The sequence below is a fragment of the Solwaraspora sp. WMMD937 genome (assembly GCF_029581175.1).
Lineage (GTDB): Bacteria > Actinomycetota > Actinomycetes > Mycobacteriales > Micromonosporaceae > Micromonospora_E.
The window spans coordinates 594,487-618,519 of record NZ_CP120738.1 but is presented as its reverse complement, the minus strand read 5'-3'; the positions used below and the strand labels follow the sequence as shown (position 1 = coordinate 618,519).

At 72.5% G+C, this 24,033-nt stretch carries 23 protein-coding genes; 17 read left to right on the top strand and 6 right to left on the bottom strand.

Annotated elements, in window-relative coordinates; genetic code table 11:
- The 3 genes from O7621_RS02805 to O7621_RS02795 all read right to left on the bottom strand — a co-directional run bounded on the left by O7621_RS02805 (position 1) and on the right by O7621_RS02795 (position 4,312).
- Complete coding sequence (locus tag O7621_RS02805) at positions 1-3,582, bottom strand: ATP-binding protein (RefSeq protein ID WP_282232599.1); 3,582 nt, start codon at positions 3,580-3,582, stop codon at positions 1-3.
- 64 nt (positions 3,583-3,646) lie between these two features.
- Positions 3,647-4,009 (bottom strand): hypothetical protein, encoded by a 363-nt coding sequence (locus O7621_RS02800; protein WP_278172040.1) that lies wholly within the window; start codon positions 4,007-4,009, stop codon positions 3,647-3,649.
- Positions 4,010-4,024: 15 nt separating this feature from the next.
- Positions 4,025-4,312, bottom strand: a complete 288-nt coding sequence (locus O7621_RS02795; protein WP_233606437.1) for a hypothetical protein — start codon at positions 4,310-4,312, stop codon at positions 4,025-4,027.
- A 370-nt stretch (positions 4,313-4,682) separates the two neighbouring features.
- Here O7621_RS02795 and folP point away from each other — a divergent pair, with 370 nt between their 5' ends.
- The 6 genes from folP to O7621_RS02765 all read left to right on the top strand — a co-directional run bounded on the left by folP (position 4,683) and on the right by O7621_RS02765 (position 9,259).
- Positions 4,683-5,555: a dihydropteroate synthase gene (gene folP, locus O7621_RS02790; protein ID WP_282232598.1), complete on the top strand. Its 873-nt coding sequence runs from the start codon at positions 4,683-4,685 to the stop codon at positions 5,553-5,555.
- Complete coding sequence (gene folB / locus O7621_RS02785) at positions 5,552-5,974, top strand: dihydroneopterin aldolase (protein ID WP_282232597.1); 423 nt, start codon at positions 5,552-5,554, stop codon at positions 5,972-5,974. The genes folP and folB overlap by 4 nt, the downstream gene beginning before the upstream one ends.
- A gap of 13 nt (positions 5,975-5,987) precedes the next feature.
- Positions 5,988-6,515, top strand: coding sequence for a 2-amino-4-hydroxy-6-hydroxymethyldihydropteridine diphosphokinase (gene folK / locus O7621_RS02780; protein ID WP_282232596.1), 528 nt, complete (start codon positions 5,988-5,990; stop codon positions 6,513-6,515).
- A 91-nt stretch (positions 6,516-6,606) separates the two neighbouring features.
- Positions 6,607-7,074, top strand: a complete 468-nt coding sequence (locus tag O7621_RS02775; protein WP_282232595.1) for a DUF3180 domain-containing protein — start codon at positions 6,607-6,609, stop codon at positions 7,072-7,074.
- A 210-nt stretch (positions 7,075-7,284) separates the two neighbouring features.
- Positions 7,285-8,838, top strand: a complete 1,554-nt coding sequence (locus tag O7621_RS02770) for an ABC transporter permease (protein ID WP_282232594.1) — start codon at positions 7,285-7,287, stop codon at positions 8,836-8,838.
- Positions 8,839-8,938: 100 nt separating this feature from the next.
- A complete protein-coding gene (locus O7621_RS02765) occupies positions 8,939-9,259 on the top strand; it encodes a hypothetical protein (protein ID WP_282232593.1) in 321 nt (106 codons plus the stop codon).
- 21 nt (positions 9,260-9,280) lie between these two features.
- On the opposite strand, the gene O7621_RS02760 is transcribed toward O7621_RS02765, so the two are convergent.
- Positions 9,281-10,270: an ABC transporter ATP-binding protein gene (locus tag O7621_RS02760; protein ID WP_282232592.1), complete on the bottom strand. Its 990-nt coding sequence runs from the start codon at positions 10,268-10,270 to the stop codon at positions 9,281-9,283.
- 2 nt (positions 10,271-10,272) lie between these two features.
- Between O7621_RS02760 and O7621_RS02755 the strand changes: the two genes are divergently transcribed.
- From O7621_RS02755 to O7621_RS02740, 4 genes are all read left to right on the top strand, one after another.
- Positions 10,273-10,965 carry an ABC transporter permease gene (locus O7621_RS02755; RefSeq protein WP_278172029.1) on the top strand — a complete coding sequence of 231 codons (693 nt, stop codon included), beginning with the start codon at positions 10,273-10,275 and terminating at the stop codon, positions 10,963-10,965.
- Positions 10,962-11,702 (top strand): ABC transporter permease, encoded by a 741-nt coding sequence (locus O7621_RS02750; RefSeq protein WP_282232591.1) that lies wholly within the window; start codon positions 10,962-10,964, stop codon positions 11,700-11,702. The genes O7621_RS02755 and O7621_RS02750 overlap by 4 nt, the downstream gene beginning before the upstream one ends.
- A gap of 237 nt (positions 11,703-11,939) precedes the next feature.
- A complete protein-coding gene (locus O7621_RS02745; RefSeq protein ID WP_282232590.1) occupies positions 11,940-12,944 on the top strand; it encodes a glycine betaine ABC transporter substrate-binding protein in 1,005 nt (334 codons plus the stop codon).
- Positions 12,945-13,056: 112 nt separating this feature from the next.
- The gene (locus tag O7621_RS02740; protein WP_282232589.1) at positions 13,057-14,736 is read left to right on the top strand and encodes a hypothetical protein; all 1,680 of its coding nucleotides are present in this window, start codon (positions 13,057-13,059) and stop codon (positions 14,734-14,736) included.
- 7 nt (positions 14,737-14,743) lie between these two features.
- Here O7621_RS02740 and O7621_RS02735 read toward each other — a convergent pair whose 3' ends face one another.
- Both O7621_RS02735 and O7621_RS02730 read right to left on the bottom strand, forming a co-directional pair.
- Positions 14,744-15,925, bottom strand: coding sequence for an NADH-quinone oxidoreductase subunit D (locus tag O7621_RS02735; protein WP_282232588.1), 1,182 nt, complete (start codon positions 15,923-15,925; stop codon positions 14,744-14,746).
- A 55-nt stretch (positions 15,926-15,980) separates the two neighbouring features.
- Positions 15,981-17,012: an SAM-dependent methyltransferase gene (locus O7621_RS02730; RefSeq protein ID WP_282234429.1), complete on the bottom strand. Its 1,032-nt coding sequence runs from the start codon at positions 17,010-17,012 to the stop codon at positions 15,981-15,983.
- A 115-nt stretch (positions 17,013-17,127) separates the two neighbouring features.
- Here O7621_RS02730 and O7621_RS02725 point away from each other — a divergent pair, with 115 nt between their 5' ends.
- From O7621_RS02725 to O7621_RS02695, 7 genes are all read left to right on the top strand, one after another.
- Positions 17,128-18,084, top strand: coding sequence for a Rossmann-like and DUF2520 domain-containing protein (locus tag O7621_RS02725; protein ID WP_282232587.1), 957 nt, complete (start codon positions 17,128-17,130; stop codon positions 18,082-18,084).
- Between the two features lie 23 nt (positions 18,085-18,107).
- Positions 18,108-19,013, top strand: a complete 906-nt coding sequence (panC, locus tag O7621_RS02720) for a pantoate--beta-alanine ligase (protein WP_282234428.1) — start codon at positions 18,108-18,110, stop codon at positions 19,011-19,013.
- Positions 19,013-19,459, top strand: a complete 447-nt coding sequence (panD, locus tag O7621_RS02715; RefSeq protein ID WP_282232586.1) for an aspartate 1-decarboxylase — start codon at positions 19,013-19,015, stop codon at positions 19,457-19,459. Before panC ends, panD begins: the two co-directional genes overlap by 1 nt.
- 110 nt (positions 19,460-19,569) lie before the next feature.
- Positions 19,570-20,475 (top strand): septum formation family protein, encoded by a 906-nt coding sequence (locus O7621_RS02710; RefSeq protein ID WP_282232585.1) that lies wholly within the window; start codon positions 19,570-19,572, stop codon positions 20,473-20,475.
- Between the two features lie 106 nt (positions 20,476-20,581).
- On the top strand, positions 20,582-22,276 hold the full coding sequence (locus O7621_RS02705) for an L-aspartate oxidase (RefSeq protein ID WP_282232584.1): 1,695 nt from the start codon (positions 20,582-20,584) through the stop codon (positions 22,274-22,276).
- Entirely contained in the window at positions 22,261-23,208 is a 948-nt protein-coding gene (gene nadC / locus O7621_RS02700) for a carboxylating nicotinate-nucleotide diphosphorylase (protein ID WP_282232583.1), read from the top strand. Before O7621_RS02705 ends, nadC begins: the two co-directional genes overlap by 16 nt.
- A 16-nt stretch (positions 23,209-23,224) precedes the next feature.
- Entirely contained in the window at positions 23,225-23,983 is a 759-nt protein-coding gene (locus O7621_RS02695; protein WP_282232582.1) for a type III pantothenate kinase, read from the top strand.
- The last annotated feature ends 50 nt before the right edge of the window (positions 23,984-24,033 follow it).

Below are 24,033 nucleotides of genomic sequence, written 5' to 3'. Positions count from 1 at the left end.
TCACACCTCCAGGTCGCTGAGCGCGGTCGGCAGACCGGCGGGTGCCGCCTGCGGCGTACCAGGTGTGGTATCCAGATGATCGAGCAGTCCGTCCACGTACGAGACGTCCACCCGGACCTTCTGCACCCGACCGTCCACGTCGCGCATGATGAACTCCCGGAAGCCCAGCCGGCTCGCGGAAGAGCTGTCTACGCTGGACAACGACGCGAGCGTCGCCTCGTAACCGTCGTCCACCGGGACGCGCAGCAGGCGCAGCGCCTCGGCGGCGATCTCCTCGTCCTCGGCGATCCGGCCGACGAAGACGGTGGAGACCAGGTTCTGCACGTCCAGCCCGAGGATGTCCCGTGGGTTCTGCGACGAGACCAGTGCGGCCAGGTTCCACTTGCGGGAGTCACGGGCCAGCCGAACCAGGAAGGACCGGCCGGACCGCCAGCCCTCCATGAAGTGCGCCTCGTCGAGACCGACCAGCTTGCGTGACCCCATCGAACCGCCGTAGCAGCGGCGTACCGCCAGCCGGTGGGCGGTGTGCAGCATCGGCAGCGCCAACGCCTCCTCGGCCGACCAGTACTCGCGTTCGATCTTCAGGTCGGGCAACCGCAGCCCGGCCATGGTGATCACGGTCAGCGCGGCGTCGGCACCGAGCAGGCCCGGCTCCGGTGAGCCGAAGAACAACAGGGCCAGCGGCATCTCGGCGGTGTCCAGCAGCAGGTTGGCCAGCTCACGACCGTCGTCGTCCAGCCCGCTGAGGCAGGCGACGACGTCGTCCAGGGTGGAGGTCTCCTCGGCGGGCACCTGGCGGACCGCGTGCCGCAGCAGGGTGGCAGTCGACGACTCGCGGGCCACCTGCGGCGGCACCAGCATCATGCAGATGTCCTGGACCAGCATCCGGCGTTCGGCCCGGGCGTTCGACACGGAGATTTCGTACTCGCGGTCGCCGGCGGCTCCGGCGGCGAACTCGCCGCGCACCGGTGTCGGGATGAGCGAGTACGGTGCCAGGGTGCCCTGTTCGGAACCGGTCAGGTTGAGCACCCGCGAGTACGGGCGTAGCTCCGGCATGGCGCAGAGCCGGGCCAGCGGCCCGGACGGGTCGAGCAGGGTGACCTGCACGCCGCGCCGGGCGGCCAGGTAGCCGAGGGCGCCGAGCAGGGTCGACTTGCCGCCGCCCGGCTCGGCGACGAAGACGGCGAGCCCGGAACGTTCCCGGACCTCCATCGGGAAGTGCAGGTCGAGGAAGACCGGACGGCGGCAGGTGCCGGCGGTACGCCCGATCAGGTCGCCGCGTCGGTCGCCGACCGTCGACGCGGCCTGCGGCAGCGCGGCGGCCAGCAGGTTGACCGGCATCCGCCGGATATATCCGGTGTTCGCCACCGGCTCCCCAGGGATGAACTCCCGGGCCAGCCAGTCCTGGTTCTTCGGATGCTGCAGCGAGATGCGCATCTCCCGGGAGTACAGCTGGATCAACCGGCGGGCCCGTTCCAGACACTCTTCGCGGGTCCGGCCACCGACGGCAATCCGGTGCCAGCCGTGCGCCCGAGCGGACTCGACCGGCAGGCCGGTGGTCATCTCGTCACCGATGTGCAGGGCCCGCTTGGCGAGCCGTTCCAACTCCGGCGGCGCGTCGATGCCGTGCTCGGCGTAGTCCAGTTGCTGCGAGCGGATCATCCGGAGCCGGTGCTCCAGGTTGCGGAACGAGTCGGCCGGCCCGAGCAGGTCGATCCGGGATGAGATCTCCATCGGCCACGGCAGCCGTTCGTGGAAGTGCATCCACGGCTCGTGCCGCTCCGGGATCTCCAGCGGCTCCATCCGGCCGACTGCCAGCACCGCGACGTGCCGCTCCTCGCCGGTCATCCGGTTGACCAGCTTGAGCGTCGAGCCGTAGGGGGTCCGGTAGCGCTCGACCTGCTCGGTGAGGGCGAGCAGGTCGCCGCGGTCCCAGTTGCCGTCCCGGACCGGCGAGAGCATGGTCGGCGGGTTCATGCAGAGCGCGACCGACCGGTAGAGCAGCCATTCGAGTTCGCCGGCCGTGACCCGTCGACCTCGCATGCCGAAGGCACCCAGCACCTCGTCGAACTGCTCGACCATCCGGCCGAGCCGGCGGCGTTCGCTCTCGGCGACGCCGCGGCCGAACAACCGCAGCACCCGTTCGGACAGTGAGTCGCCGAGTGACCGGCGGGCGAAGGTGATACCCAGGTAGGTCTGCCCCTCAGCGTGGTTGACCGCCATCAGGTGCCGCTGGGCGGCGACCAGGTGGTCGGACCAGGAGACCGCGTCAGAGACGTTGGGCAGGGGGTTGCTGGTCAGCGAGTCGATGGTGCGGGCCCACTCGTCGGCCGGGAAGGGCCGTGTCGTGCGGCGCAGGTGCAGCCGGAATCCGGCCAGGCCGGCGTACTGCTCGGAGATGGCTGACAGCAGCACCTCCCGCTCGGCGTCGGGCCGGAACGCCCAGCGGACCTCGGGCAGCCAGTACCAGGCGGTGACGGTGTTCGGGGTGAAGGTGAGGTGGCCGGCGATCTCGGTGATGGCAAGTTCGGCGGCCGGGTCCCGGTCGGTGAACTTGACCTTCGGAGGGCGGATCGGCACCGGCTTGATCAGCTTGTCCGGCCGGTCGGCCTCGGCGGCCCGACGGCGGGCCCGTTTGCCCTTGCCGTTGACCGGTGCATTGGCCGGCGGCGGCTGGTGCACCGGTGCGGGTGCGGCGCGCTGTTGGGGTGCGGGTGCGGCGTGCTGCTGGGGCGGGGTGTGGTGCGGCATCGCCGGTGGCCGGCGTTGCGCTGGTGTGCCACCTCGCTGCGCTGCCTCGGCCGGGTGTGCCGAGTCGGGCCGGTTCCGAAGGTGTTGCGTGGTCGAATCGGGCCGGCGGGGGGTGGCGGGCGGTGGTGGCAGGTCCGGTGCCGGCGGTGGTGACGGCGGCACTGTGGACGCCGAGGCGACCGGCTGGCCGTCGCGCGGTGCGACCGGTTCGGCTGCCGGGGCCGGTTCGCCGGCGGTACGCGGGGTGGGTGTGGCAGTCCGGCGCTGAACCGGCGGGTCGGGGGGGCCGGACAGCGCCGAGTCGATCGGACCGGCGGGTGGGGTGTTTCCAGCTGACGCGTCGCCGGGAGTTCCTCGCGGATCGTGGCGGGTGGGCGGTCCGATGGCGGCCTGCTGGGCCGGCGGTGCGATCGCGTCGTGTCGGGCGGGCGGTTCGATGGCGTCGTGCCGCGTCGGTGGTGCGATTGCGTCGTGTTGGGCCGGGCGCCGGATCGCCGTCCGTGGCGTGCGGCCCGGATGGTGGCCACCGGCCGGGCCGGCACCTGAAAAAAGGTCCAGGAAGGGTGAGTCGATGTCGGTGTTGTCGCTCATACCGGCTCTGGGAGTGGGCACTGGTGTTGCCGGCGGGGGGGTCCGCGTCGGCCGGCTGCTGCGGGACGCCGCGGGTGCCTGGAAGTAGGCGACCGCGCCGTGGCTGGGGCTGGTGACCAGTTCGGTGTCGGTCGACTCGTCCAACGCGGCGTCGTAGTCGGTCAATCGCTTACCGTTACCGCTGGTGCCGGCCGGCTGGCCGGCCGGGTGGGAGGAGCCCGGCGGGGTTGATCGGCTCATGCCATCGCCTCGCGCCGCCCGCCAGCCGGGTGGGCGGCGGCTGCGGTTCGGTGGTCGGTGCGGGTCATGCCAACTCCTCCCGAATCCGGATATGGCTGGCGACCAGCCGCGGGTCTCGCTGTTCGGTGGCGGGTTCCCTGGTGCGGCGCCAGTCGGTGAGGGCGGTCCGGACCACCATCCGGGCGGGCCGATCCGGGTCGACGTACCGGAAGATGAAGGAGGTGGTGACGATCGCCAGTGCGATCTCCCAGGCGGGGAATAGTTCCACGGTGAAGGTGAACGCCCAGTGGATGAACATGTAGAGCGGTACGAGGAGGATGAAGACCCCGTACTGGGCATATGGCAGGTGGATCGGCAACGTGTAGCCGGGCGGGCCGAGGTAGACCAGCCGGGCGCGGTAGATGTCGTCGTCGGTACGCAGCCGCATCCTGTGCCCCGCGCTCTATTCGAACATCAGGTTGATGAGGTAGTCGCCGACGAAGAAGAGCGTCGCCGCTCCGGCGATGAACGCCAGACCCACGATCGCGATCGCGGAGCTGGTCAGGACCTTGGAGATCTCACCTTTGCTGGCCCGACCGATGAAGATCACGCCCAGCACCGCCAGCAGGATCGGCGCGACCTTGCTGGCAAGGAAGGAGACAACGCCCTCGGTGTTGAAGCCGGTCGGTGCCGGGTCCGGCTCACCGGCCGGCGCGGCCAGTAGCGGCAGCGTGTCGACAACGGAGGCCATGGCGGCGTTGACCGTGTCGACGAGCGTTGTTTCGATCATGGGAACCTCCCCGGTGTGCGGCCGGCGAAGCCGGGGCACTGCAGTTGTCCAGCCTCACGGACGTGTCGGGTCGTGCCGCGAGTTTCGACCCTGCGTCCGGCGATCACCGCGTACGGTGAAGATTTGTGGGCTCTTTGTCCAACTTCAGCCCTTCTCCTCGGCGTTGCCCTCGCTGACCACCAGCAACTGCAAAGCGTACGGGCCACCCCTGTCTGGTACAAGCTGCGTGCAACTCGACCGACAGCGCCGCCGTACCGCCGTTGTCTGGTTCGAGAGTACCCAGCATGCCCTCTGCCGGCCGACACCGAGCCGCGCCGGTACCGTCCTATCCGTGACCGATCTGCTGCGGCCGGCCCGGCCGGTCGTGATGGGCGTTCTCAACGTCACGCCTGACTCCTTTTCCGACGGCGGGCGGTACGCCGACCTCGACGCCGCCGTCGCTCACGGCGTCCGGCTGCACCGCGACGGCGCCGACCTGATCGACGTCGGCGGTGAGTCGACCCGGCCGGGCGCGGTGCGGATCGACGCCGCGACCGAGGCGGCCCGGGTACTTCCGGTCGTCCGGGCGCTCGCCGCCGCCGGCGTACCGATGAGCATCGACACCACCCGGGCGACGGTCGCCGCCGCCGCGCTGGCTGCCGGGGCGGCGGTGGTGAACGACGTCTCCGGCGGTCTGGCGGATCCACGGATGGCCGAGGTCGTCGCCGAGGCCGGCTGCCCGTGGATTCTGATGCACTGGCGCGGGCACTCCGACCGGATGCAGGACCTGGCGCACTACCACGACGTAGTCGGCGAGGTCCGCGCCGAGCTGGCCGCCCGGATCGACGCCGCACTGACCGCCGGGGTGGCCGCCGACCGGCTCGTCGTCGACCCCGGTCTCGGCTTCGCCAAGCGGGCGGAGCACAACTGGCAGCTCACCGTCCGCCTGCCCGAACTGCTCGACCTCGGTTGCCCGTTGCTCTTCGCCGCCAGTCGCAAGTCCTACCTGGGCCAACTGCTCGCCGACCCGGCAGGCCAGCCACGGCCGGTCGACCAACGGGCTGCGGCGACCACCGCCACCAGCCTGTTGGCGGTCGCCGCCGGCGCCTGGGGAGTCCGGGTACACGACGTCCGGGACACCGTCGACGCGCTGGCGGTGTGGCAGGCCAGCGGACGCCCGCGGATCGTCCCGGACGCCGACGAGCTGTCGGGGAGCCGTCGATGACCGACCACCAGCCCGCCGCAGGGCCGTCGCCCGGTCTGGGTGCCGCGCGGCCGTCGACGACCGACCGGATCGTGCTGACCGGGCTACGTGCCCGTGGTCGGCACGGCGTCTACCCGCAGGAACGGGCCACGGGGCAGGACTTCGTCGTCGACGTCGAGCTCACCGTCGACCTCGTGCGGGCGGCCGCCTCGGACGACGTCACCGACACCGTGCACTACGGCGAGCTGGCCGACCGGCTGGTCGCGATCGTCAGCGGCGAGCCGGTGAACCTGATCGAGACGCTGGCCGACCGGCTGGCCGTCGAGTGCCTGACCGACCACCGGGTCCGCTCGGTCACGGTGACCGTGCACAAGCCGCAGGCGCCGATTGCGCACCGGTTCACCGACGTCGCGGTCGTGCTGACCCGGAGCCGACCATGACTCGGAGCCGACCGTGACCCGGGCGGTGCTGGCGCTGGGCAGCAACCTCGGTGACCGGTACGGGCGGTTGCGCGCGGCGGTGCGGTCGCTGGACGACGTACTGCTGGTCGTCTCCGGGGTCTACGAGACCCCGCCGTGGGGTGACCCGGCGCAGCCCGACTACCTCAACGCGGTCGCGCTGGTGGCCGACCCGGGCGCCGGGCCGGCCGATTGGCTCGACCGGTGCCGCAGCCTCGAACGGGCCGCCGGCCGGGTGCGTGACCCGGACCGGCCGTACGGGCCCCGCAGCCTGGATGTGGACGTCGTCGCGGTGTGGACCGACGACGACGCCCCGGTGTTCAGCGACGATCCTGAGCTGGTGCTGCCCCACCCCCGGGCGCGGCTGCGGGCGTTCGTGCTGCGACCGTGGATCGACATCCAGCCGTACGGCCAACTGCCCGGCCACGGCTGGCTGACCGACCTGCTCAACCACGATCCGGTCGCCGGGGACCTGCTCGAACTGCGCCCGCGACCGGATCTGCCGCTAGAGTCGACCCAGTGAACGTGCGTCTGTCGATCACCTTGCCGGGGTTGATGCTGCCGTGACCGGACCGGGAGTCAGCCCGCGTGGACGGGAGCCTGACGAGCCGCGGATGGGGCCTACCAGGTTGTCCACCCTGGTGGTGGCGGCGCTGGCCGCCGCGGCGGTCGGCTGGCTGGTGATCAGCAGCTGGTACGTACGAATGCCGGTCCTACCCTGGCTACCCTCCGTGACGTTGGCGGCATTGGCCGTGTTCGAAGGGTACGCGGCGCTGAACACCCGGGCACGGGTCGACCGCCAGCCCGGGCACGATCCGGTGAACCCGCTGCTCGCCGCCCGCTTCGTGGTGCTGGCCAAGGCGTCCTCCCTCGCCGGGGCGATATTCGCCGGCTTTTACGCCGGTCTGGTGCTGTGGCTGTTCATCCAGCCGACCCGGGCGGCGAGCAACGACCTGCCGGCCGCCGGCAGCGGTTTGGTCGCCGCGGTCGCGTTGGTGGCGGCGGCGCTCTGGCTGGAGCGGGCCTGCCGGGTCCCGGACCGCCCGGAGGACTCCGACGCCCCGGATCAGCCGGCCGACTGACCTCTTCCGCTGCCTGACTGACCGCTCCGTCAGGCCGGTCCGCCGGGCCGGTGCCAACCCGGCATCGACCCAATTCTGGCCAGCTCGCCCGGATACGGGGGGTGACGGCCGGACCCGGTCGCGGGTACGGTGCCTGCGACCGGTACGGCTGCCCGGGCCACCGCGCGGACGCCACACGCTGGTCGACTGAGCGACCAGAGGAGACGCGGTATGGCGTACGACGATTCGCCTTATCGCCGGCGGAACGCGAGCACCTCGGATCCGACCGGCCACCGTCAGCCCGGCGACACCCGCTACGGCGACACCCGCTACGGCGACGCGCGGTATCCGGCGGCCGAGCCCGGTCGTCGCGGCCCGGTCGGCTACTCGACGAGCTCCTTCTCCACCGTTGCGGACTTCTCCACCACCGGTGGCTCCACCACCGCGGACTCCGCCGCGACCGGGAACTCGCCCGCTGCCGCGGACCGGCCCACACGTGGCTCCTCTACCACCCGGGCGGCCACCCGGCACAGCCGCCGCCGGATGCCCACCGCGCTCGACGACGTCTTTGACGACCCCTACCACGGCGAACGCGGCCGGGACCGACTCGGCGTGCACCTCGTCTGGGAACTGATCCTGCTGCTGGCGGTCGGTGGGATCGGCTATCTCCTCTACCAGGTCGACCCGGGCCTCACCAGCGCCGGCACCCGCGATCCGTTGCTGGTCTACGCGACCGGGCTCGGTCTGTTCGCGCTCGCTGCCGGGATCACGCTGCGCGCCGGGGCGCCGAACCTGGCCATCGGACCGGTGGCGGTGGCCGCCGCGCTGCACTTCGCCGAGAACGGCGACAACGGCGTGGTGCCGGTGCTGGTCACCGGCATCATCTGGGCGGTGGTGCTCGGCGCGGGGACGGCGCTGCTGGTCACCGGCCTGCAGGTGTCCGGTTGGGCGGGAAGTCTGGTCGCCGCCTGCGTGGCGGTCGTCTTCATCCAGCAGCGGTCCGGCCCGGTCGACCTGCAGGGTGCCTTCGACCCGACCGGCCAGGCGTTCGTGCTCTTCGGCGGCTTCGTCGTGCTGGCGTTGCTCGGTGGCTCCCTCGGCACGATCAAGTCGATCCGGCGGGGGGTCGGGCGGTTCCGCCCGGTTGCCGATCCGGCCGATCGGCGGGGCGGCGTCGCCGCGCTGGTCACCAGTGGTGCTCTGATCCTGTCGATGGTCTTCGCGGTGGTCGGCGGGGTGCTGCTGGCCGCCGTCGGCAACGGCCCGGTCAGCCCCTCGGTGGGGCTGGAGTGGACGGCGGTGGCGATCGGTGCGGCGCTGCTCGGCGGGACCAGCGTATTCGGCCGCCGGGGCGGTGTCTTCGGGTCCGTGTTGGCGGTGATCGGCCTGACCCTCTTCATCAGGTACGCAGAGCTGCGTGACCTCGACATCGCGCTGTACGCCATCGGTGCCGTCGTGGTGGTGGTCGGGCTGGCGGTGACCCGTCTGGTGGAGACGTTCGGCCGGCCACGGTCGACGTCGGCCGACGACACCGACGAGACCCAGGAAGCCGAGCAGACCGCAGGCGAGTCGACTGCCGAACCCGAGCCGGTGTACTACGACGGTCAGCCGGCGGACTGGTCGGAGCCGGCCCGGGCCGAGGCCGGATGGTCGTCCGACCCGCCAACCGGCGGTCAGCAGTCCTGGTCGGCCTCCCTGCCCGCCCAGCCGGCACCGGCCCGGGACCGCTGGGACACCAGCGACAACTGGGGCGCCGACGACCATTGGGGCACCGACAGTCGCTGACCCGCGCCGGCTCGCCTGGCCTGCCACCGGCTTGCCTGACCCGCCGACAAGCCCGCTAGCTGCCGAGCCAGCGACGGGCCGGCGGGTTAGGCTCGTTCACATGACCGAATCGCCGGCCGCGAACCACGCCACGCCGACCTTGGAGGAGCTCGACCGGCTCTCCACCGAGCAGTTGCGGGAGCAGGCGTTCGAGCTGGCCCGGCAGCGCAAGGACCTGGGCTTTTTCTGGTCGATAACGCAGCGGCTGTCCCGGGCCGACGACGCCAGTGAGCTGGACGGCGCGCCGAACTCGATCGGCCCGACCGTCGAGGACGCGGTGGCGCTGTGGCGGGAGTTCACCGGCCACGAGTACGGCGAGTCGGAGCCGTTGCTACGGGCGGCGTTCATCGACTACCTGCTGCGGCCGGGGCAGCGGAGCTGACGCAGGTCAGCCTGCGTCGGGTCAGCTGGCGTCGAGGATCCGGCGTCGGCTCACTACGCCCACCGGCTGATCGGCGTCGTCGACCACCCGGGCGTGCTCCGCGCCGGTGACCAGCAATCGGGCCAGCGCGTCGTAGAGCGAGGTACCCAGAGCGAGGGTGGGAAGCCCGGCCGGATCCGGGTCCGCCGGCTCGTCGTCGAGCAGTTCGCGGCTCACCGGGGTGACCGCGAGCCGGCGGATCGCCCGGTCGGCGCCGACGAACTCGGTCACGAACGGGGTCGCCGGCCCGCCGAGCAGTTCGGCCGGTGCGGCGTACTGCTCCAGCCGGCCGCCTTCGGACAGTACGGCGATCCGGTCGCCCAGCCGTACCGCCTCGTCCAGGTCGTGGGTGACCAGCACGATCGTCTTGCGTACCTCGGCCTGCAGGCGGAGGAACTCCTCCTGCAGCCGGCCACGCGCGATCGGGTCGACCGCGGAGAACGGCTCGTCCATCAGCAGGACGACCGGGTCGGCGGCCAGCGCACGGGCGACGCCGACCCGCTGGCGTTGCCCGCCGGACAGCTCGTGCGGGTAGCGCTTGCCGTACCGGCCCGGTTCCAGCCCGACCAGGTCGAGTAGTTCGTCGGCGCGGCGCCGAATCCGGTCCCGCTGCCAGCCGAGCAGCCGGGGGACCGTGCCGACGTTGGCCCGGATCGTCTGGTGCGGGAAGAGCCCCACGTGCTGGATCACGTACCCGATCCGGCGGCGCAGCAGGACCGGGTCGACCTGGGTGACGTCCTCGTCGCCGAGCATGATCCGCCCGGTCGTCGGCTCGATCAGCCTGTTGATCATCCGGAGCACGGTGGACTTGCCGCAGCCGGACGGGCCGATCAGCACCACCAACTGGCCGGCGGGGATCTCCAGGGAGAGGCTCTGTACGGCGCGTGTCCCGTCCGGGAACTGCTTGCCGATGTCGGTCAAGGTGATCGCCGCCGCGCCGTCGGCGTCGGTGTCCCGCACGGTACCGTCCACCTGTGTCCTTCCACCTGCTCGCCGACCGGGCTGACCCGGGTAACCCGTGGTTCTCCGGTCAGTACGTCCGGGACAACTGGTCGACGATCGTCGCCGCGTTGACCGAACACGTCACCCTGACGGTACAGGCGGTGCTGATCGCCGCGCTGCTGGCGGTGCCGCTGGCGGTGGTCGCGTACTGGTTCCGGTCGCTGACCGGGCCGATCCTCGCCCTCACCGGCGTGCTCTACACCATCCCGTCGCTGGCGCTGCTCGCCTTCGTCGCACCCTACGTGGGCGCGACAAATCCCGCGTCGGTGCTGATCGCCCTGGTGCTGTACGCGTTGCTGCTGGTCGTGCGCAACTCGCTGGCCGGGCTGAGTCAGGTGCCGGCGGCGACCATCGAGGCGGCCGACGGGATGGGGTACGGCCGGTTCGGTCGGCTGCTGCGCATCGAACTGCCGTTGGCGCTGCCCGGCATCATGACCGGCTTGCGGCTGGCCACGGTCTCCACAGTCGCGCTGGTCACCATCGGCTCGCTGATCGGCTATGGCGGCCTCGGTGATCTGATCTTCAGCGGCTTCCGGAACAACTTCTACAAGGCCCAGATCCTCACCGGTACGCTGCTGAGCGTGGCGCTGGCCCTGCTGCTCGACCTGCTCCTGGCAGGTGCCGGTCGGCTGCTGACGCCCTGGGCCCGGCGGGTCGCCCCGTGAGCCTGCGGACCGTGGCGGCGAACCCGGTCGAGCAGGCGGTGACCTGGCTCAACGACCCGCTCAACTGGACCAACCCAGGTGGGGTGCTGGACCGCCTCGGTGAGCACCTGACCATCTCGGCCGCCGCGGTCGCGGTCGGCTGCCTGGTGGCCTGGCCGGTCGGACTGTGGCTCGGGCATACCGGCCGGGGCGGCGGCCTGGTGGTGCTGGTGTCGAACCTGACCCTGGCGGTGCCGACCATCGCCCTGCTGTCCATTCTGCCGTTGACCTTCCTGGGTTTCGGTAAGCCGCCGGTGATCCTGGCGTTGGCGGTGTTCGCCGTTCCGCCGCTGCTGGCCAACGCGTTCACCGGGATCCGGCAGGTCGATCCGCAGGTGCGGGAGGCGGCTCGGGGGATGGGGCTGTCCGGCTGGCAGGTGCTGCGCCGGGTCGAGTTGCCGCTTGCGGTGCCGTACCTCGCGGCCGGGTTCCGGACCGCGGCGGTGCAGGTGGTGGCGACGGCGGCGCTGGCGGCGTTCGTCAACGGCGGAGGTCTCGGGCAGATCATCAGCGCGGGCTTCGGGTTGGGCATCTCGATCGGCGGCGGTCAGATCCTCGCCGGCGGTCTGTTGGTGGCGACCCTGGCGTTGATCACCGAAGGGCTGCTGGCGGTGCTCGAACGGGCGTTCACTCCGCGGCCGCTGCGCCGGACCGGCCGGCGGGCGAACGAGCAGGCCAGCGCGGTCGGCTCGGGTTGAGCACGTCGCTTTCCGTTCGGGCCGGATGACGATCCGGTGACAACCGATCTTCATCTGTTGTCGGACCCTACGGTGAGGATGTTCGGTAGAGGGAACGGGTGACGGCATGCCGGCACGGGCCGGGGCCCCGTCGCGGCTGCCGTGCTGCCCGCAGCACGCTCGCGCGGGCATGTGCCGCGCCCGTCGGACACGCGGCCGGCCCGATGGGGCCGCGCCGGGACACAGGAGGCGGGCAATATGCATGCACGGACACGTATCGCCCTGAGCGCGGTCGGCGCGCTCACCGCGGCGGGTTTCCTCGCCGCATGTGGCGAGGCGGGGTCATCCGGCACCGAGGCGCCGGATGCCGGCGCGTCCGGTGCCGGCTGCGCGCCGGTAGCCGGAGACCAGCTGGTGGTGCTGACCGACGACAAGAAGCTGCAGAACACCGACAACATCGTGCCGGCGGTCAACGCCGACGCGGCATCGCCGCAGGTCATCGCCGCCCTGAACAGGGTGTCGGCCGCGTTGGACACCGAGAAGCTGATCGGGCTCAACCGGGCGGTCGACGTCGACCGTCAGACGCCGCAGGCCGCGGCCGAGGAGTTCGCCGCCGCCGAGGGCCTGACCGACGGTATCGAGACCGGACCGGGCGGTGAGTTGATCGTCGGCGCGGCCAACTTCAGTGAAAGCGAGACCTTGGGCGAGTTGTACCGGATCGTGCTGACGGCGGCGGGCTACGACGTCACCGTGCAGCAGATCGGCAACCGTGAGCTGTACGAGCCGGCGCTGGAGACCGGGGAGATCCAGGTGGTGCCGGAGTACGCGGCCACCATGGCGGACTTCATCAACAACAAGGTCGCGGGGGAGAACGCGCCGGCGATCTCGTCGCCGGACCTGGACGAGACGATGACCGGGCTCCGCGAGGTCGGCGAGCAGGTCGGCATCGTCTTCGGCGAACCGTCTGCGGCACAGGACCAGAACGCGTTCGCGGTGACCAGTGCCTTCGCCGACGAGTACGGCGTTCGGACGCTTTCCGACCTGGCGGAGAAATGCTCCGGTACGGCGACCGTCCTGGGCGGTCCGCCGGAGTGCCCGCAGCGTCCCAAGTGCCAGGAAGGGCTGGTCGAGGTGTACGACTTCCGGGCCGGGGAGTTCAGCTCGCTTGACGCCGGTGGGCCGCAGACCAAGACCGCGTTGACCACCGGCGAGATCAGTGTCGGCTTGGTGTTCTCGTCGGACGGAGCGTTGGCGACCGGCTGATTTCGTGGCTGGCGCGGACTGTCGCCGGCCACCCGGGCTGTGGAGCCTACCTTCTCGGACAGCAGGCGGTACCCGTTCCGTTGATCTGTAGATGTCGGTAGGCTCCACAGCCATGTCCGCTCCCGAGGCCGAAGAGGAGCCGCGCCGCACGGTTCCGCTCAAGTGGCTTACCTGGGGTGGCCTGGGCTTGGCGCCGCTGGCTGCGCTTTTGCTGCTGCTTGGCGACGGCGACGGCTCGTTGCGGCTGGCGATGGTGATCGCTATCGCGTCCGTGGTGTTGATCGGATTGTCAATCACATTGCGTGGCGGCGTGGAAACTATGCGCGCCGACATGGAGGATGCGCTCGTCGAGGAAATGGACGTGCTCCGTGAGGACGTGCGCAACGACATTTCCACCGCCGTCCGAGCGACGCACCGTGCCTTCGGCGAGAAAATGCAGGTGGTTCAGGACGACGTCGAGGCTCTTCGCGGCCAACTGGACGTGGTCCGTACCGAGATCGCCCGCAGTGAACCGGCCCGGGAACAGCCGGGCGGTGACCGCGCCGGCTACGACCGGTTCGATCAGGCTGCTCCGGCGTCCGCCGTACCGGCGGCGGTGCCGGCTTCCGGCCCGACCGGGGCTGCCGGCTACGGCGGCCAGTACAACGGCGGCCAGTACGGCTCCGCAGGTCAGTACGGCTCGGGCGGCCAGGCCGGCCGGGCCTCGGTCCCGGCGGTCAGCGGCACCGTACTGCCCCGCCAGCAGGGCCCGAACGGCGTCGTCCGGCAGCCGGAGACCGTCCAGGTGAGCACCCGGCAGGTTGTCGACCCACGGGCCGACGACGAATCCGCCGGCACGGTGTACGGCGGGACCCGGTACGGCGGCCGGGGCGGCGAGTCCATCGACGGTGAGTGGTCCGCACCGGCGGCCCGTGGGCGGCGTTCCGCCGAGCCGGACGAGGAGTCGTGGACCGAACGTCGGCTGCGCGACCAGCCGGAGGAGCGCTGGTCGTGGAGCGGCGACCGGGACGACAGCGCCGAGCAACGGTACGGCGACCGACCCGTCGACCGGTGGGACGTCGGGCGGGCCGACGGCTTCAGCACCGGGTCGCCGGCCGAGCGGTGGCCGCCGGCCCGCGACGACGACTACCCGCCGGCCCGGTCCGGAGCCGGTGCCCGTAACGGCCGGTTCCCGCAGGACCGGGGCGACCTGCCGGGCCCGGGCGATGACCGGGTCGCGGACGAGCCGCCGTGGCGGGACGCCCGGTGGGACCAGCGGATGGTTGACCCGCCGGACGGCCCGGGGACCAGCGGAACCGGCCGGCGTGCGGCGCTACCGGCGTTGCCGGCCGGCAGCGGCGCCGAGTCGCCCCCGGCCTGGTCGTCGCCGGCCCGCGATCCACGCGACGACGAGCCGGTCCGGCGCAGTCGCCGGTACCGGGACGAGGAGGACGACGTCGGTCGGCGGTTCCGCGACGACGACCCGCCGCGCCGGTACCGCGACGACGACCCGCCCCGTCGGTACCGGGACGAAGAACCCGCGGACCCGGGCCGGCGCTACCGCGACGAAGCGGCCGGCCGGCGCTACCGCGACGACGAACCGCCCCGCCGGTACGCGGAGGAGGGCACCGCCGGCCGCCGGTACCGCGACTACGACGACGAGCCGGGCCGCCGGTACCGCGACTACGACGACGGTGCTCCGGGCCGGCGCTACCGGGACCCGGACGACGGTGGCCGGCGGTACCGTGACGACGACGGCCGCGGCCGCTACCGTGACGATGTCGACTTCCCCGACGACCGCCGCTGGCGGTAGGCCGGCGTCACTTGTCGATGTCACCGACCACGAAGAACATCGAACCGAGGATCGCCACCAGATCCGGCACCAGGCTGCCAGGGATCAGCGTCGCCAACGCCTGCACGTTGGCGTAGGAGGCAGTCCGCAGCTTGAGCCGCCACGGGGTCTTTTCCCCCCGGGAGACGAGATAGTAGCCGTTGACCCCGAGCGGGTTCTCGGTCCACGCGTAGGTGTGGCCCTCGGGTGCCTTGACCACCTTCGGCAGCCGTACGTTGACCGGCCCGCTCTGCCGGTCGACCCGGTCCAGACAGCGGCGGGCCAGGTCGAGTGAGGCGTACACCTGGTCGAGCAGCACCTCGAACCGGGCGTGGCAGTCGCCGGCCCGGCGGGTGACCACCGGCACGTCCAGTTCACCGTAGGCGAGGTACGGCTCGTCGCGGCGCAGGTCCAGGTCCAGGCCGCTGGCCCGGGCGACCGGTCCGGAGGCGCCGAACGCGGCGGCCGTCGCCGCGTCGAGCACCCCGACCCCGACCGTACGGGCGAGGAAGATCTCGTTGCGTCGGATCAGCCGGTCCAGATCGGGCATCCGGGCCTCGACCTGGCCGATCGCCTCCCGGGCCCGGCGGGTCCAGCCGGCCGGCACCTCCTCCTTGAGGCCGCCCACCCGGTTGAACATGTAGTGCATCCGGCCGCCCGAGACCTCCTCCAGCACGGCCTGCAGCGTCTCCCGCTCCCGGAACGAGTAGAACACCGGGGTGAGCGCGCCGATCTCCAGTGGATACGAGCCGAGGAACATCAGGTGGTTGAGCACCCGGTTCAGTTCGGCCAGCGCGGTCCGCAGCCAGGTGGCCCGCTCCGGCACCTCGATGCCCATCATCCGTTCGACGGCGAGCGCCACCCCCAGCTCGTTGGCGAACGCGGACAGCCAGTCGTGCCGGTTGGCCAGCATGATGATCTGCCGGTAGTCGCGAACCTCGAACAGCTTCTCGGCGCCACGGTGCATGTAGCCGATCACCGGCTCGCAGGAGACCACCCGCTCGCCGTCGAGGACCAGCTTGAGCCGGAGTACGCCGTGCGTGGACGGGTGCTGCGGGCCGATGTTGAGCACCATGTCGGCGGTGTCCAGCCCGGCGCCGGTGCCGACGGTCAGCTGGCGGAGTCCGTCGGCCGACCCGGCCGGGGGCGGCGAACCGGTGTCGGTGTCCATGCCGGCCATCGTCGCACGCCGGCTCCCCGCCACACGCCCAGCGGGGATTCGGGTTTCAGACCAGCACGGATTCGGCGTCGACGGCCAGCCCGACGGGTTGGACCAGCCACCAGTGCCCGCCCAGCCCATCCGGGTCGGTGAGTTCGGCGGCCGTGCCGGCGGCGGCCAGCGCTGCCAGATAGCCACGCGGGTCGGTGCCGGCCAGGGCCAGCGGCGGTCGGCGGCCGTGCACCCCGAGTCGGTGCAGCGCGTCCCGCTGCCGGCACAGCAGGTGGCCGGCCCCGCCAGCGGCCGCCGATCCGGCGGCGGCGACCGCGTCGATCGCCACGTGGGCGGTGAGGTCGCAGGAGCCGTCGGGGACCGGGGCCACCGGACGGCCGGCCCGGAAACCGGTCAGGGTGCCGGTGACCGGGCGGTCGGCGTACTGGTGGCCGTAGTCGACTGCCACGGCGACGCCCCTGCGCAGGGTCCGTACCGCCGCGGCCCAGGCCTCGTCGCGGGGGCGACCGATCTCAGCCTGCGCCCCGTCCGGCAGCGGCGGCCACCAGCGGGCCAGCCAGGCGGAGTCGGCGGCGCCGAGTTCCCGGCCGGGGTGCTGCCGGCCGGTCGCCGGGTCGACCAGCAGACAGCGAAGCCGGTCACCGTCGCGGACGGCCAGATCGAGCGGTACGTTGTCCAGCCACTCGGTGGCGACGAGCAGCCCGGCGGTTCCCGTCGGCGGTGCGGCCCGCCATCGGACCGGTTCGGGCAGGCCGGCCGGCCGGGGCGCCGGGTCGACGCCGGTCAACCGGATCCGGTCGGCGAGCGTTCCAGGTGTGTCGGCGAAGGCACCCGGCGGGTCGGTGAGCAGCCGGTGTACGGCGCCGAGCAGCTCACCACCGCCGGCTCCGACGTCGACCAGGTCGACCGGGTCCGGGTGGCCGAGCAGGCTGTCGACCTGACCCAGCAGCCGCAGCACCGCCCGGGCGAACGGCGTACCGGTCTGGGCGCTGGTCGAGAAGTGCGCGGCGGGCACCGGGGTGCTGCCGGTCACATAGAAGCCCTTCGGCCCGTACAGCGCGGTGGAGATGGCCTCCCGCCAGGTCAGCACCGGGCCACCCTAGACCAGCGGGTGAAGGTTTTCACACACCGTTGTTTCCGGCCCGTTGCCCCGGCGCATACTGGCATCGACCGGTACCCCCGTTCGAGGACTGGATCACATCATGAGCGCATCGGCGCGCCCGGCGGCGGCGGACGTTCCCGCCGCCCGGGTTACCGACCCTGCTGTCGGGGTCGTGGGCGCCGGCCGGGTCGGCGCGGTGCTCGCCGCCGCCCTGACCGCCGCCGGCCATCGAATCACCGCGGTCTCCGGCGCCAGCCCGGCCAGCCGGGACCGGATCCGCCGGCTGTTGCCCGGCGTCCAGCCCCGGCCGGCGGCCGACGTCGCCGACGCCGCCGAACTGCTGATCCTCGCGGTGCCCGACGACGTGCTGCCGACCGTGGTGACCGACCTGGTGACGGCCGGCGCGCTGCGGCGCGGCCAGGTCGTGGCACACACCTCGGGGTCACACGGTCTCGCCGTGCTGTCCCCGGCCGCGGCGGTCGGCGCCGCCCCGCTGGCGCTGCACCCGGCGATGACCTTCACCGGCGAGCGCGGCGACCTGGACCGGTTGCCCGGAATCAGCTACGGGGTGACCGCAGACCGGTCGCTGCGGCCGTTGGCCACCCGCCTGGTGGCGGCGTTGGACGGCACCGTCGAGTGGGTCGCCGAGCCGGACCGGGTGCTCTACCACGCCGCCCTGGCACACGGCGCGAACCATCTGGTCACCCTGGTCAACGAGGCCGGCGACCGGCTGCGCGACGCCGGGGTCACCGACCCTGCCCGAGTGCTCGCGCCGCTGCTGCGCGCCGCCCTGGACAACGCCCTGGCGCGCGGCGACGCCGCGCTGACCGGGCCGGTGTCGCGCGGCGACGCCGGCACCGTGGCCCGGCACCTGGACCGGCTGGCCGACACCGCCGCGGAAAGCCTGCCCAGCTATCTGGCGTTGGCCCGGCGTACCGCGGACCGGGCGATCGCCGCCGGCCGGCTGCCGGCCGCCGCCGCGGTGCCGCTGCTCGACGTGCTGGCCGGCCGGGAGCCGGCCGCCACGTCGCGCCGACGTCGGGAGCGGGTCCGATGAGTACGGCGGGTCCGACGAGTGCGATGAACCAGGCCTCGACCGCGCCGATCACCCCGACCGCGCCGGCCGGGCTGCAGGTCGTCTGGACCCGCGCCGAACTCGCCGCGCTGCGCGTCGGCTGGTCCGGCTCGGTGGCGGTGGTGATGACGATGGGCGCCCTGCACGACGGGCACGCCGCCCTGCTGCGTGCGGCGGCGGCCCGCGCCGACCACGTGATCGCCACGATCTTCGTCAACCCGCTGCAGTTCGGGCCGACCGAGGATTTCGACCGGTACCCGCGCACCATCGACGACGACCTGGAGGTGTGCCGGCGGGCCGGGGTCCGGGCGGTCTTCGCGCCGGGCCGGGACGAGATCTACCCGGACGGTGCGCCGCAGGTTCGGATCAACCCCGGGCCGGTGGGGGAGGTCCTGGAGGGGGCGAGCCGCCCGGGCTTCTTCCACGGCGTGCTCACCGTGGTGCTGAAGTTGCTCCAGATCACCCGGCCCGACCTGGCCTTCTTCGGGGAGAAGGACTACCAGCAGCTGACCCTGGTCCGGCGGATGGTGCGCGACCTGGACCTACCGGTGGCCATCGTCGGAGTGCCGACCGTCCGGGAGTCGGACGGGCTGGCCCGGTCCAGCCGCAACCGCTACCTGTCGCCCCGGCAGCGGCAGGTGGCGCTGGGGCTGGCCGGGGCACTGCGGGCCGGCATGGACGCGGCGACGGCGGGCGTCCCCGCCGACGAGGTGCTGGCCGCCGGCCGGGCCGCCTTCGACCGGCACACCGGCGGCGCCGCCGAGCTCGACTACCTGGCGCTGACCGACCCCGAGCTGGGGCCGGCGGTGCCCGGCCCGGCCCGGCTGCTGATCGCCGCCCGGGTCGGTGACACCCGGTTGATCGACAACGCCCCGGTGGAGCTGGCCGGCTCCCGATCGGAAGGATCCTGATGCTGCGCACCATGCTCAAGTCCAAGATCCACCGGGCCACGGTGACCCAGGCCGATCTGCACTACGTCGGCTCGGTCACCATCGACGCCGACCTGCTGGACGCGGCCGACCTGCTGCCCGGCGAACAGGTGGCGATCGTCGACGTGACAAACGGCGCCCGGCTGGAGACGTACGTGATCGAAGGGGCCCGGGGCAGTGGGGTGATCGGCATCAACGGGGCCGCCGCTCACCTGGTGCACCCCGGTGACCTGGTGATCCTGATCGCGTATGGGCAGTTCACCGACGCCGAGGCCCGTGCATACCAGCCCCGGGTGGTGCACGTCGACGCCGCCAACCGGGTGATCCAGCTCGACGCCGACCCGGCCGGGGCACCCGCCGGTGTGGTGGGCGACCCGGTCCGTGGCGACACCGCCGCCGGCTGGCCGGTGGTTGCCGGCAGGCCTTAGCGTGGTGACGGTTGCCGACCGTAAGTCGGGCGGTAACCGTACGGTCACCCGAAGGTGTCGTATGCTCGGCGGTCCGGACCGCCTGCCAGCCAGCCCGTGGGAGGGACTCGATGCGCCGATGGACCGCCGCTGTCGCGGTCGGTGGAGCGCTTGCGCTCGGCCTGACCGGGTGTGGCCTGCCCGCCGGGGTGGACGGTGAGCTGACCAACAGCTGGCAGCCGATCCCCGAGCCGAGCCCGTTCGTGCCGCCGGCCGAGGTCTGCCACCCGGGGGACTTCGCCGAGACCGCCTACCTGTCGTCGTACAGCCCGGTCGACTGCGCGGCCCCGCACCGGGTGGAGACGGTGCACGTCGGCACGTTCGGCGCCGCGGCGGCGGAGGCGACCGCGCCGCCGGCGCAGGGCTCGCCCGAAATCCGCGTCGCGTACGCCGAGTGCGACTCCGCGACCAGCGAGTACGTCGGTGCCGACTGGCGGCTCGGCCGGCTCTGGGTGGGGGTGGCGGTGCCGTCCCCGGCAGCCTGGGAAGGCGGCGCCCGCTGGTTTCGCTGCGACGTCACCGAGGTGACCAACGTCGAGGACAACGGCGGTACGGCGTCGCGCACCGCGAGCCTGCGGGACGCGCTGGCCGAGCCGTCGCCGCTGCACCTGACCTGCTACGCGGTCCGCAACGACGACAACGGCGCGATCGACACCATGCCGGCCGCGGAGTGCGACGAGCCGCACAACGCGGAGTTCGCCGGGGTCTGGCAGGCGCCGGACATCGAGTATCCGACCCGGGACCGGGACTGGGCCCAGTTCCACACCGAGTGCCGCAAGGTGATCGGCCGGTACGCGGACGTACCGCTCGACGGCAACCTGCAGTTCCGTACCGGGGTGATCTCGCTGCCGGGCGGTGCCGCCGAGTGGGCGGCCGGCAACCGGGGCGTCCGCTGCTACCTGTGGCTCGACGAACGCAACGTCGAGCGGTCACTCAAGGACGCCGGCACCGAGGGCCTGCCCATCCAGTACGAGTAGTGGCCGGCCTCGTGACGGCCGCCGCCGGGCGCCCACCCGGGTGCACCGGCACACATCCGTCCGCCCCGGCGGCCCGCCACCGGGGCCGACGCGGTTGACTCTGCCCATGCGACTGCGTATCCCGGACCTGCCCGAGCTGCCCGGCCGGCTCGCCGCGCCGGACCCCGGCTGGGCGGAGACCACCGACGTGGTGGTCGTCGGCTCCGGTATCGCCGGTCTGACTGCCGCGCTCTATCTGCGGGAAGCCGGGCTGCACGTCACCGTCGTGACGAAGGTCAACATCGACGACGGGTCGACCCGGTGGGCACAGGGCGGGATCGCCGCCGTGCTGGACCCGCTGGACACCCCGGCCGCGCACGCGCAGGACACCGAGACGGCCGGGGTGGGGCTCTGCGACCCGGACGCGGTCCGGGTGCTGGTCGAGGAGGGACCGGCCAGGATCCGGGAGCTGATCCGGGTCGGCGCCGAGTTCGACCGGGACGCCGACGGTGTGCTGCTGCTCACCCGGGAGGGCGGTCACCGGGCCAACCGGATCGTGCATGCCGGCGGTGACGCTACCGGCGCCGAGGTGCAGCGGGCGTTGCACGCCGCGGTCCGTCGGGACCCGTGGATCCGGCTGGTCGAGCACGCCCTGGTGGTCGACCTGCTGCGCGCCGCGCCGGCCGCCGACGGGGAGCCGGCCCGGGCCTGCGGGGTCACGCTGCACGTGCTCGGCGAGGGCTCCCCGGACGGGGTGGGCGCGATCCTGGCCCGCGCGGTGGTGCTGGCCACCGGCGGGATGGGGCAGATCTTCGCCACCACCACCAATCCGGCGGTCTCCACCGGCGACGGGGTGGCGCTGGCGTTGCGGGCCGGCGCGGCAGTGGCCGATCTGGAGTTCGTCCAGTTCCATCCGACGGCCCTGGTGGTGCCGGGCGCCGTCGGCGGCAGCGGCCAGCAGCCGCTGGTGTCCGAGGCGCTGCGTGGCGAGGGCGCGCTGCTGCTCGACCCCGACGGCAAGCGGTTCATGCTCGGCCAGCACGAGCTCGCCGAGCTGGCACCACGCGACGTGGTCGCCAAGGGCATCCACCGGGTGATGTCGGCGGTCGACGTCGACCATGTGCAGCTCGACGCCCGGCATCTGGGCGGCGAGTTCCTGGCCCGGCGCTTCCCGACGATCGTGGCGTCCTGCCGGGCCATCGGGATCGACCCCGCCGAGGAGCTGATCCCGGTGGCACCGGCCGCCCACTACGCGTCCGGCGGCGTCCGCACCGATCTGCACGGCCGCACCACCATTGCCGGCCTGTACGCCTGCGGCGAGGTGGCCTGCACCGGGGTGCACGGCGCCAATCGGCTGGCCAGCAACTCGCTGCTGGAGGGCCTGGTCTTCGCCCGGCGGATCGCCCGGGACATCACCCGCGACCTGCCGCCGCAGCTGGAGCCGGCCGGCACCGGCCGGGCGGCTGACCAGGCCGACGGCTGGTTGCTGCCGGAGCGGGCCCGGCGGCCGCTGCAACGGGCGATGAGCCGGGGCGCCGGGGTGCTGCGTTCCGCCACGACGCTCGACGGCACCGCCGCCGAGCTGCGCCGGCTCGCCGGTGGCCGGGGCACGCCGGGCACCGCCGGATGGGAGGCGACTAACCTGGTCACCGTCGCCACCGCGTTGGTGGCGGCGGCGTACGCCCGGCAGGAGACCCGGGGTTGTCACTGGCGTGACGATTTCCCGTCGGCAGCCGAGAGTTGGCTGGGGCATCTGGTCAGCGCGCTCGGCCCGGTCGGGCAGCCCACTCTCACCTGGGAGCCGTCATGCGTAGCGAGGTGACCGTCGCCGCGTCGCTGGCCTGCGGTCTGGATCCGGACGTGGTCCACCGGGTGGTGACGACCGCGTTGGCCGAGGATCTCGGCCCGGACCGGCTGGACGTGACGTCGGCGGCCACCATCGATCCGGGGCAGCTCGGTACCGCCGAACTGGTGGCCCGCTCCGCCGGGGTGGTGGCCGGCCTGCCGCTGGTCGCCGCCGTGTTCGACGCGGTGCCGTCGGCAGGTACGCCGGTCGAGGTGCGGCTGCACCGCTGCGACGGTGACCGGGTACCGGCCGGTACGGTGCTGGCCACGCTGACCGGCCCGGTCCGCACCCTGCTCACCGGCGAGCGGACCGCGCTCAACCTGATCAGCCGGCTCTCCGGGGTGGCCACCCACACCCGGGCCTGGGCGGACGCCCTCGCCGGGTCGAAGGCGACCGTGCTGGACACCCGCAAGACCACCCCCGGGCTGCGGCTGCTGGAGAAGTACGCGGTCCGGGTCGGCGGTGGCGGCAACAAGCGGATGGGTCTGTACGACGTGGCGATGGTCAAGGACAACCACAAGCTGGCCGCTGGCGGGGTGGGCGCCGCGTACCGCCGGGTGCGCGAGGCCTTTCCCGGCGTACCGGTGGAGGTCGAGGTGACCACATTGGCCGAGGCGGTCGAGGCGGTCGAGGCCGGGGCGTCGTTCCTGCTCTGCGACAACATGCCGCCGGAGCTGCTGAGCGCGGTCGTCGCTGAGGTGGGTGACCGGGTCGAGTTGGAGGCCACCGGCGGGTTGACCCTGGCCAATGCGGTCCGGTATGCGCGAACCGGGGTGGACTACCTGTCGGTCGGGGCGTTGACCCACTCCTCGCCGATCATGGACATCGCGTTGGATCTGCGACCGGCCGGTGCTGGCGCGTCGGCCGGTACGGGCGTGTCGGCCGATGCCGGCCGGACTGCCGGTTGACCGTCGAGGGGACGACATGCTGCTGTGCATCGACATCGGTAACACCAATACGGTGCTGGCCACGTTCAACGGGGACAAGCTGGTGCACTCGTGGCGGATCAAGACCGACGCCCGGTCGACCGCCGACGAGCTCGGCCTGAAGTTCCGCGGGCTGCTCGCCGGGGACTCGGTGGAGCTCACCGGGGTGGCCGCCTGCTCGACCGTACCGGCGGCGTTGCGTTCGTTGCGGACGATGCTCGGCCGCTACTACGGCGACATTCCCAGCGTGATCGTGGAGCCAGGGGTGCGCACCGGGGTGCAGTTGGCGATCGACAACCCCAAGGAGGTCGGCTCGGACCGGGTGGTCAACACGCTGGCCGCGCACACCTTGTACGGTGGCCCGTCGATCGTCGTCGATTTTGGCACTACCACCAACTTCGACGTGATCAGCGCCCGGGGTGAGTTCCTTGGCGGGGCGTTCGCTCCCGGCATCGAGATATCCTTCGACGCGTTGTCGGCCCGCGCCGCCCAGCTGCGCAAGGTCGAGCCGACTCGGCCCCGGTCGGTGATCGGTAAGAACACCGTAGAGTGCCTGCAGTCCGGCATGTACTTCGGTTTCGCCGGCCAGGTGGACCGCATCGTGGAGCGGATGGCGGCGGAGTTGGGGCAGCTCAGTGCGGTTATCGCGACGGGCGGACTGGCTCCGGTGGTGATCGGTGAGTGTCGCACCATCACCCACCACGAACCGATGATCACCCTTATCGGCCTGCGGATGGTGTACGAGCGGAACACCTGATCCCCGCCGCGGCCTTGTCAGCTGCGTCACAGAACCCTGGTTGAGTACGC

Bases quoted from the DNA above. Each gene is read 5' to 3' on its own strand.
- O7621_RS02705 (WP_282232584.1), top strand. From the start codon at position 20,582: ATGCGACTGCGTATCCCGGACCTGCCCGAGCTGCCCGGCCGGCTCGCC.
- O7621_RS02795 (WP_233606437.1), bottom strand. From the start codon at position 4,312: ATGGCCTCCGTTGTCGACACGCTGCCGCTACTGGCCGCGCCGGCCGGT.
- O7621_RS02735 (WP_282232588.1), bottom strand. From the start codon at position 15,925: ATGGACACCGACACCGGTTCGCCGCCCCCGGCCGGGTCGGCCGACGGA.
- O7621_RS02745 (WP_282232590.1), top strand. From the start codon at position 11,940: ATGCATGCACGGACACGTATCGCCCTGAGCGCGGTCGGCGCGCTCACC.
- O7621_RS02775 (WP_282232595.1), top strand. From the start codon at position 6,607: ATGGGGCCTACCAGGTTGTCCACCCTGGTGGTGGCGGCGCTGGCCGCC.
- O7621_RS02740 (WP_282232589.1), top strand. From the start codon at position 13,057: ATGTCCGCTCCCGAGGCCGAAGAGGAGCCGCGCCGCACGGTTCCGCTC.
- panC (WP_282234428.1), top strand. From the start codon at position 18,108: ATGAACCAGGCCTCGACCGCGCCGATCACCCCGACCGCGCCGGCCGGG.
- O7621_RS02800 (WP_278172040.1), bottom strand. From the start codon at position 4,009: ATGCGGCTGCGTACCGACGACGACATCTACCGCGCCCGGCTGGTCTAC.
- O7621_RS02710 (WP_282232585.1), top strand. From the start codon at position 19,570: ATGCGCCGATGGACCGCCGCTGTCGCGGTCGGTGGAGCGCTTGCGCTC.
- O7621_RS02770 (WP_282232594.1), top strand. From the start codon at position 7,285: ATGGCGTACGACGATTCGCCTTATCGCCGGCGGAACGCGAGCACCTCG.
- O7621_RS02725 (WP_282232587.1), top strand. From the start codon at position 17,128: ATGAGCGCATCGGCGCGCCCGGCGGCGGCGGACGTTCCCGCCGCCCGG.
- nadC (WP_282232583.1), top strand. From the start codon at position 22,261: ATGCGTAGCGAGGTGACCGTCGCCGCGTCGCTGGCCTGCGGTCTGGAT.
- O7621_RS02695 (WP_282232582.1), top strand. From the start codon at position 23,225: ATGCTGCTGTGCATCGACATCGGTAACACCAATACGGTGCTGGCCACG.
- folB (WP_282232597.1), top strand. From the start codon at position 5,552: ATGACCGACCACCAGCCCGCCGCAGGGCCGTCGCCCGGTCTGGGTGCC.
- O7621_RS02765 (WP_282232593.1), top strand. From the start codon at position 8,939: ATGACCGAATCGCCGGCCGCGAACCACGCCACGCCGACCTTGGAGGAG.
- panD (WP_282232586.1), top strand. From the start codon at position 19,013: ATGCTGCGCACCATGCTCAAGTCCAAGATCCACCGGGCCACGGTGACC.
- O7621_RS02805 (WP_282232599.1), bottom strand. From the start codon at position 3,582: ATGAGCCGATCAACCCCGCCGGGCTCCTCCCACCCGGCCGGCCAGCCG.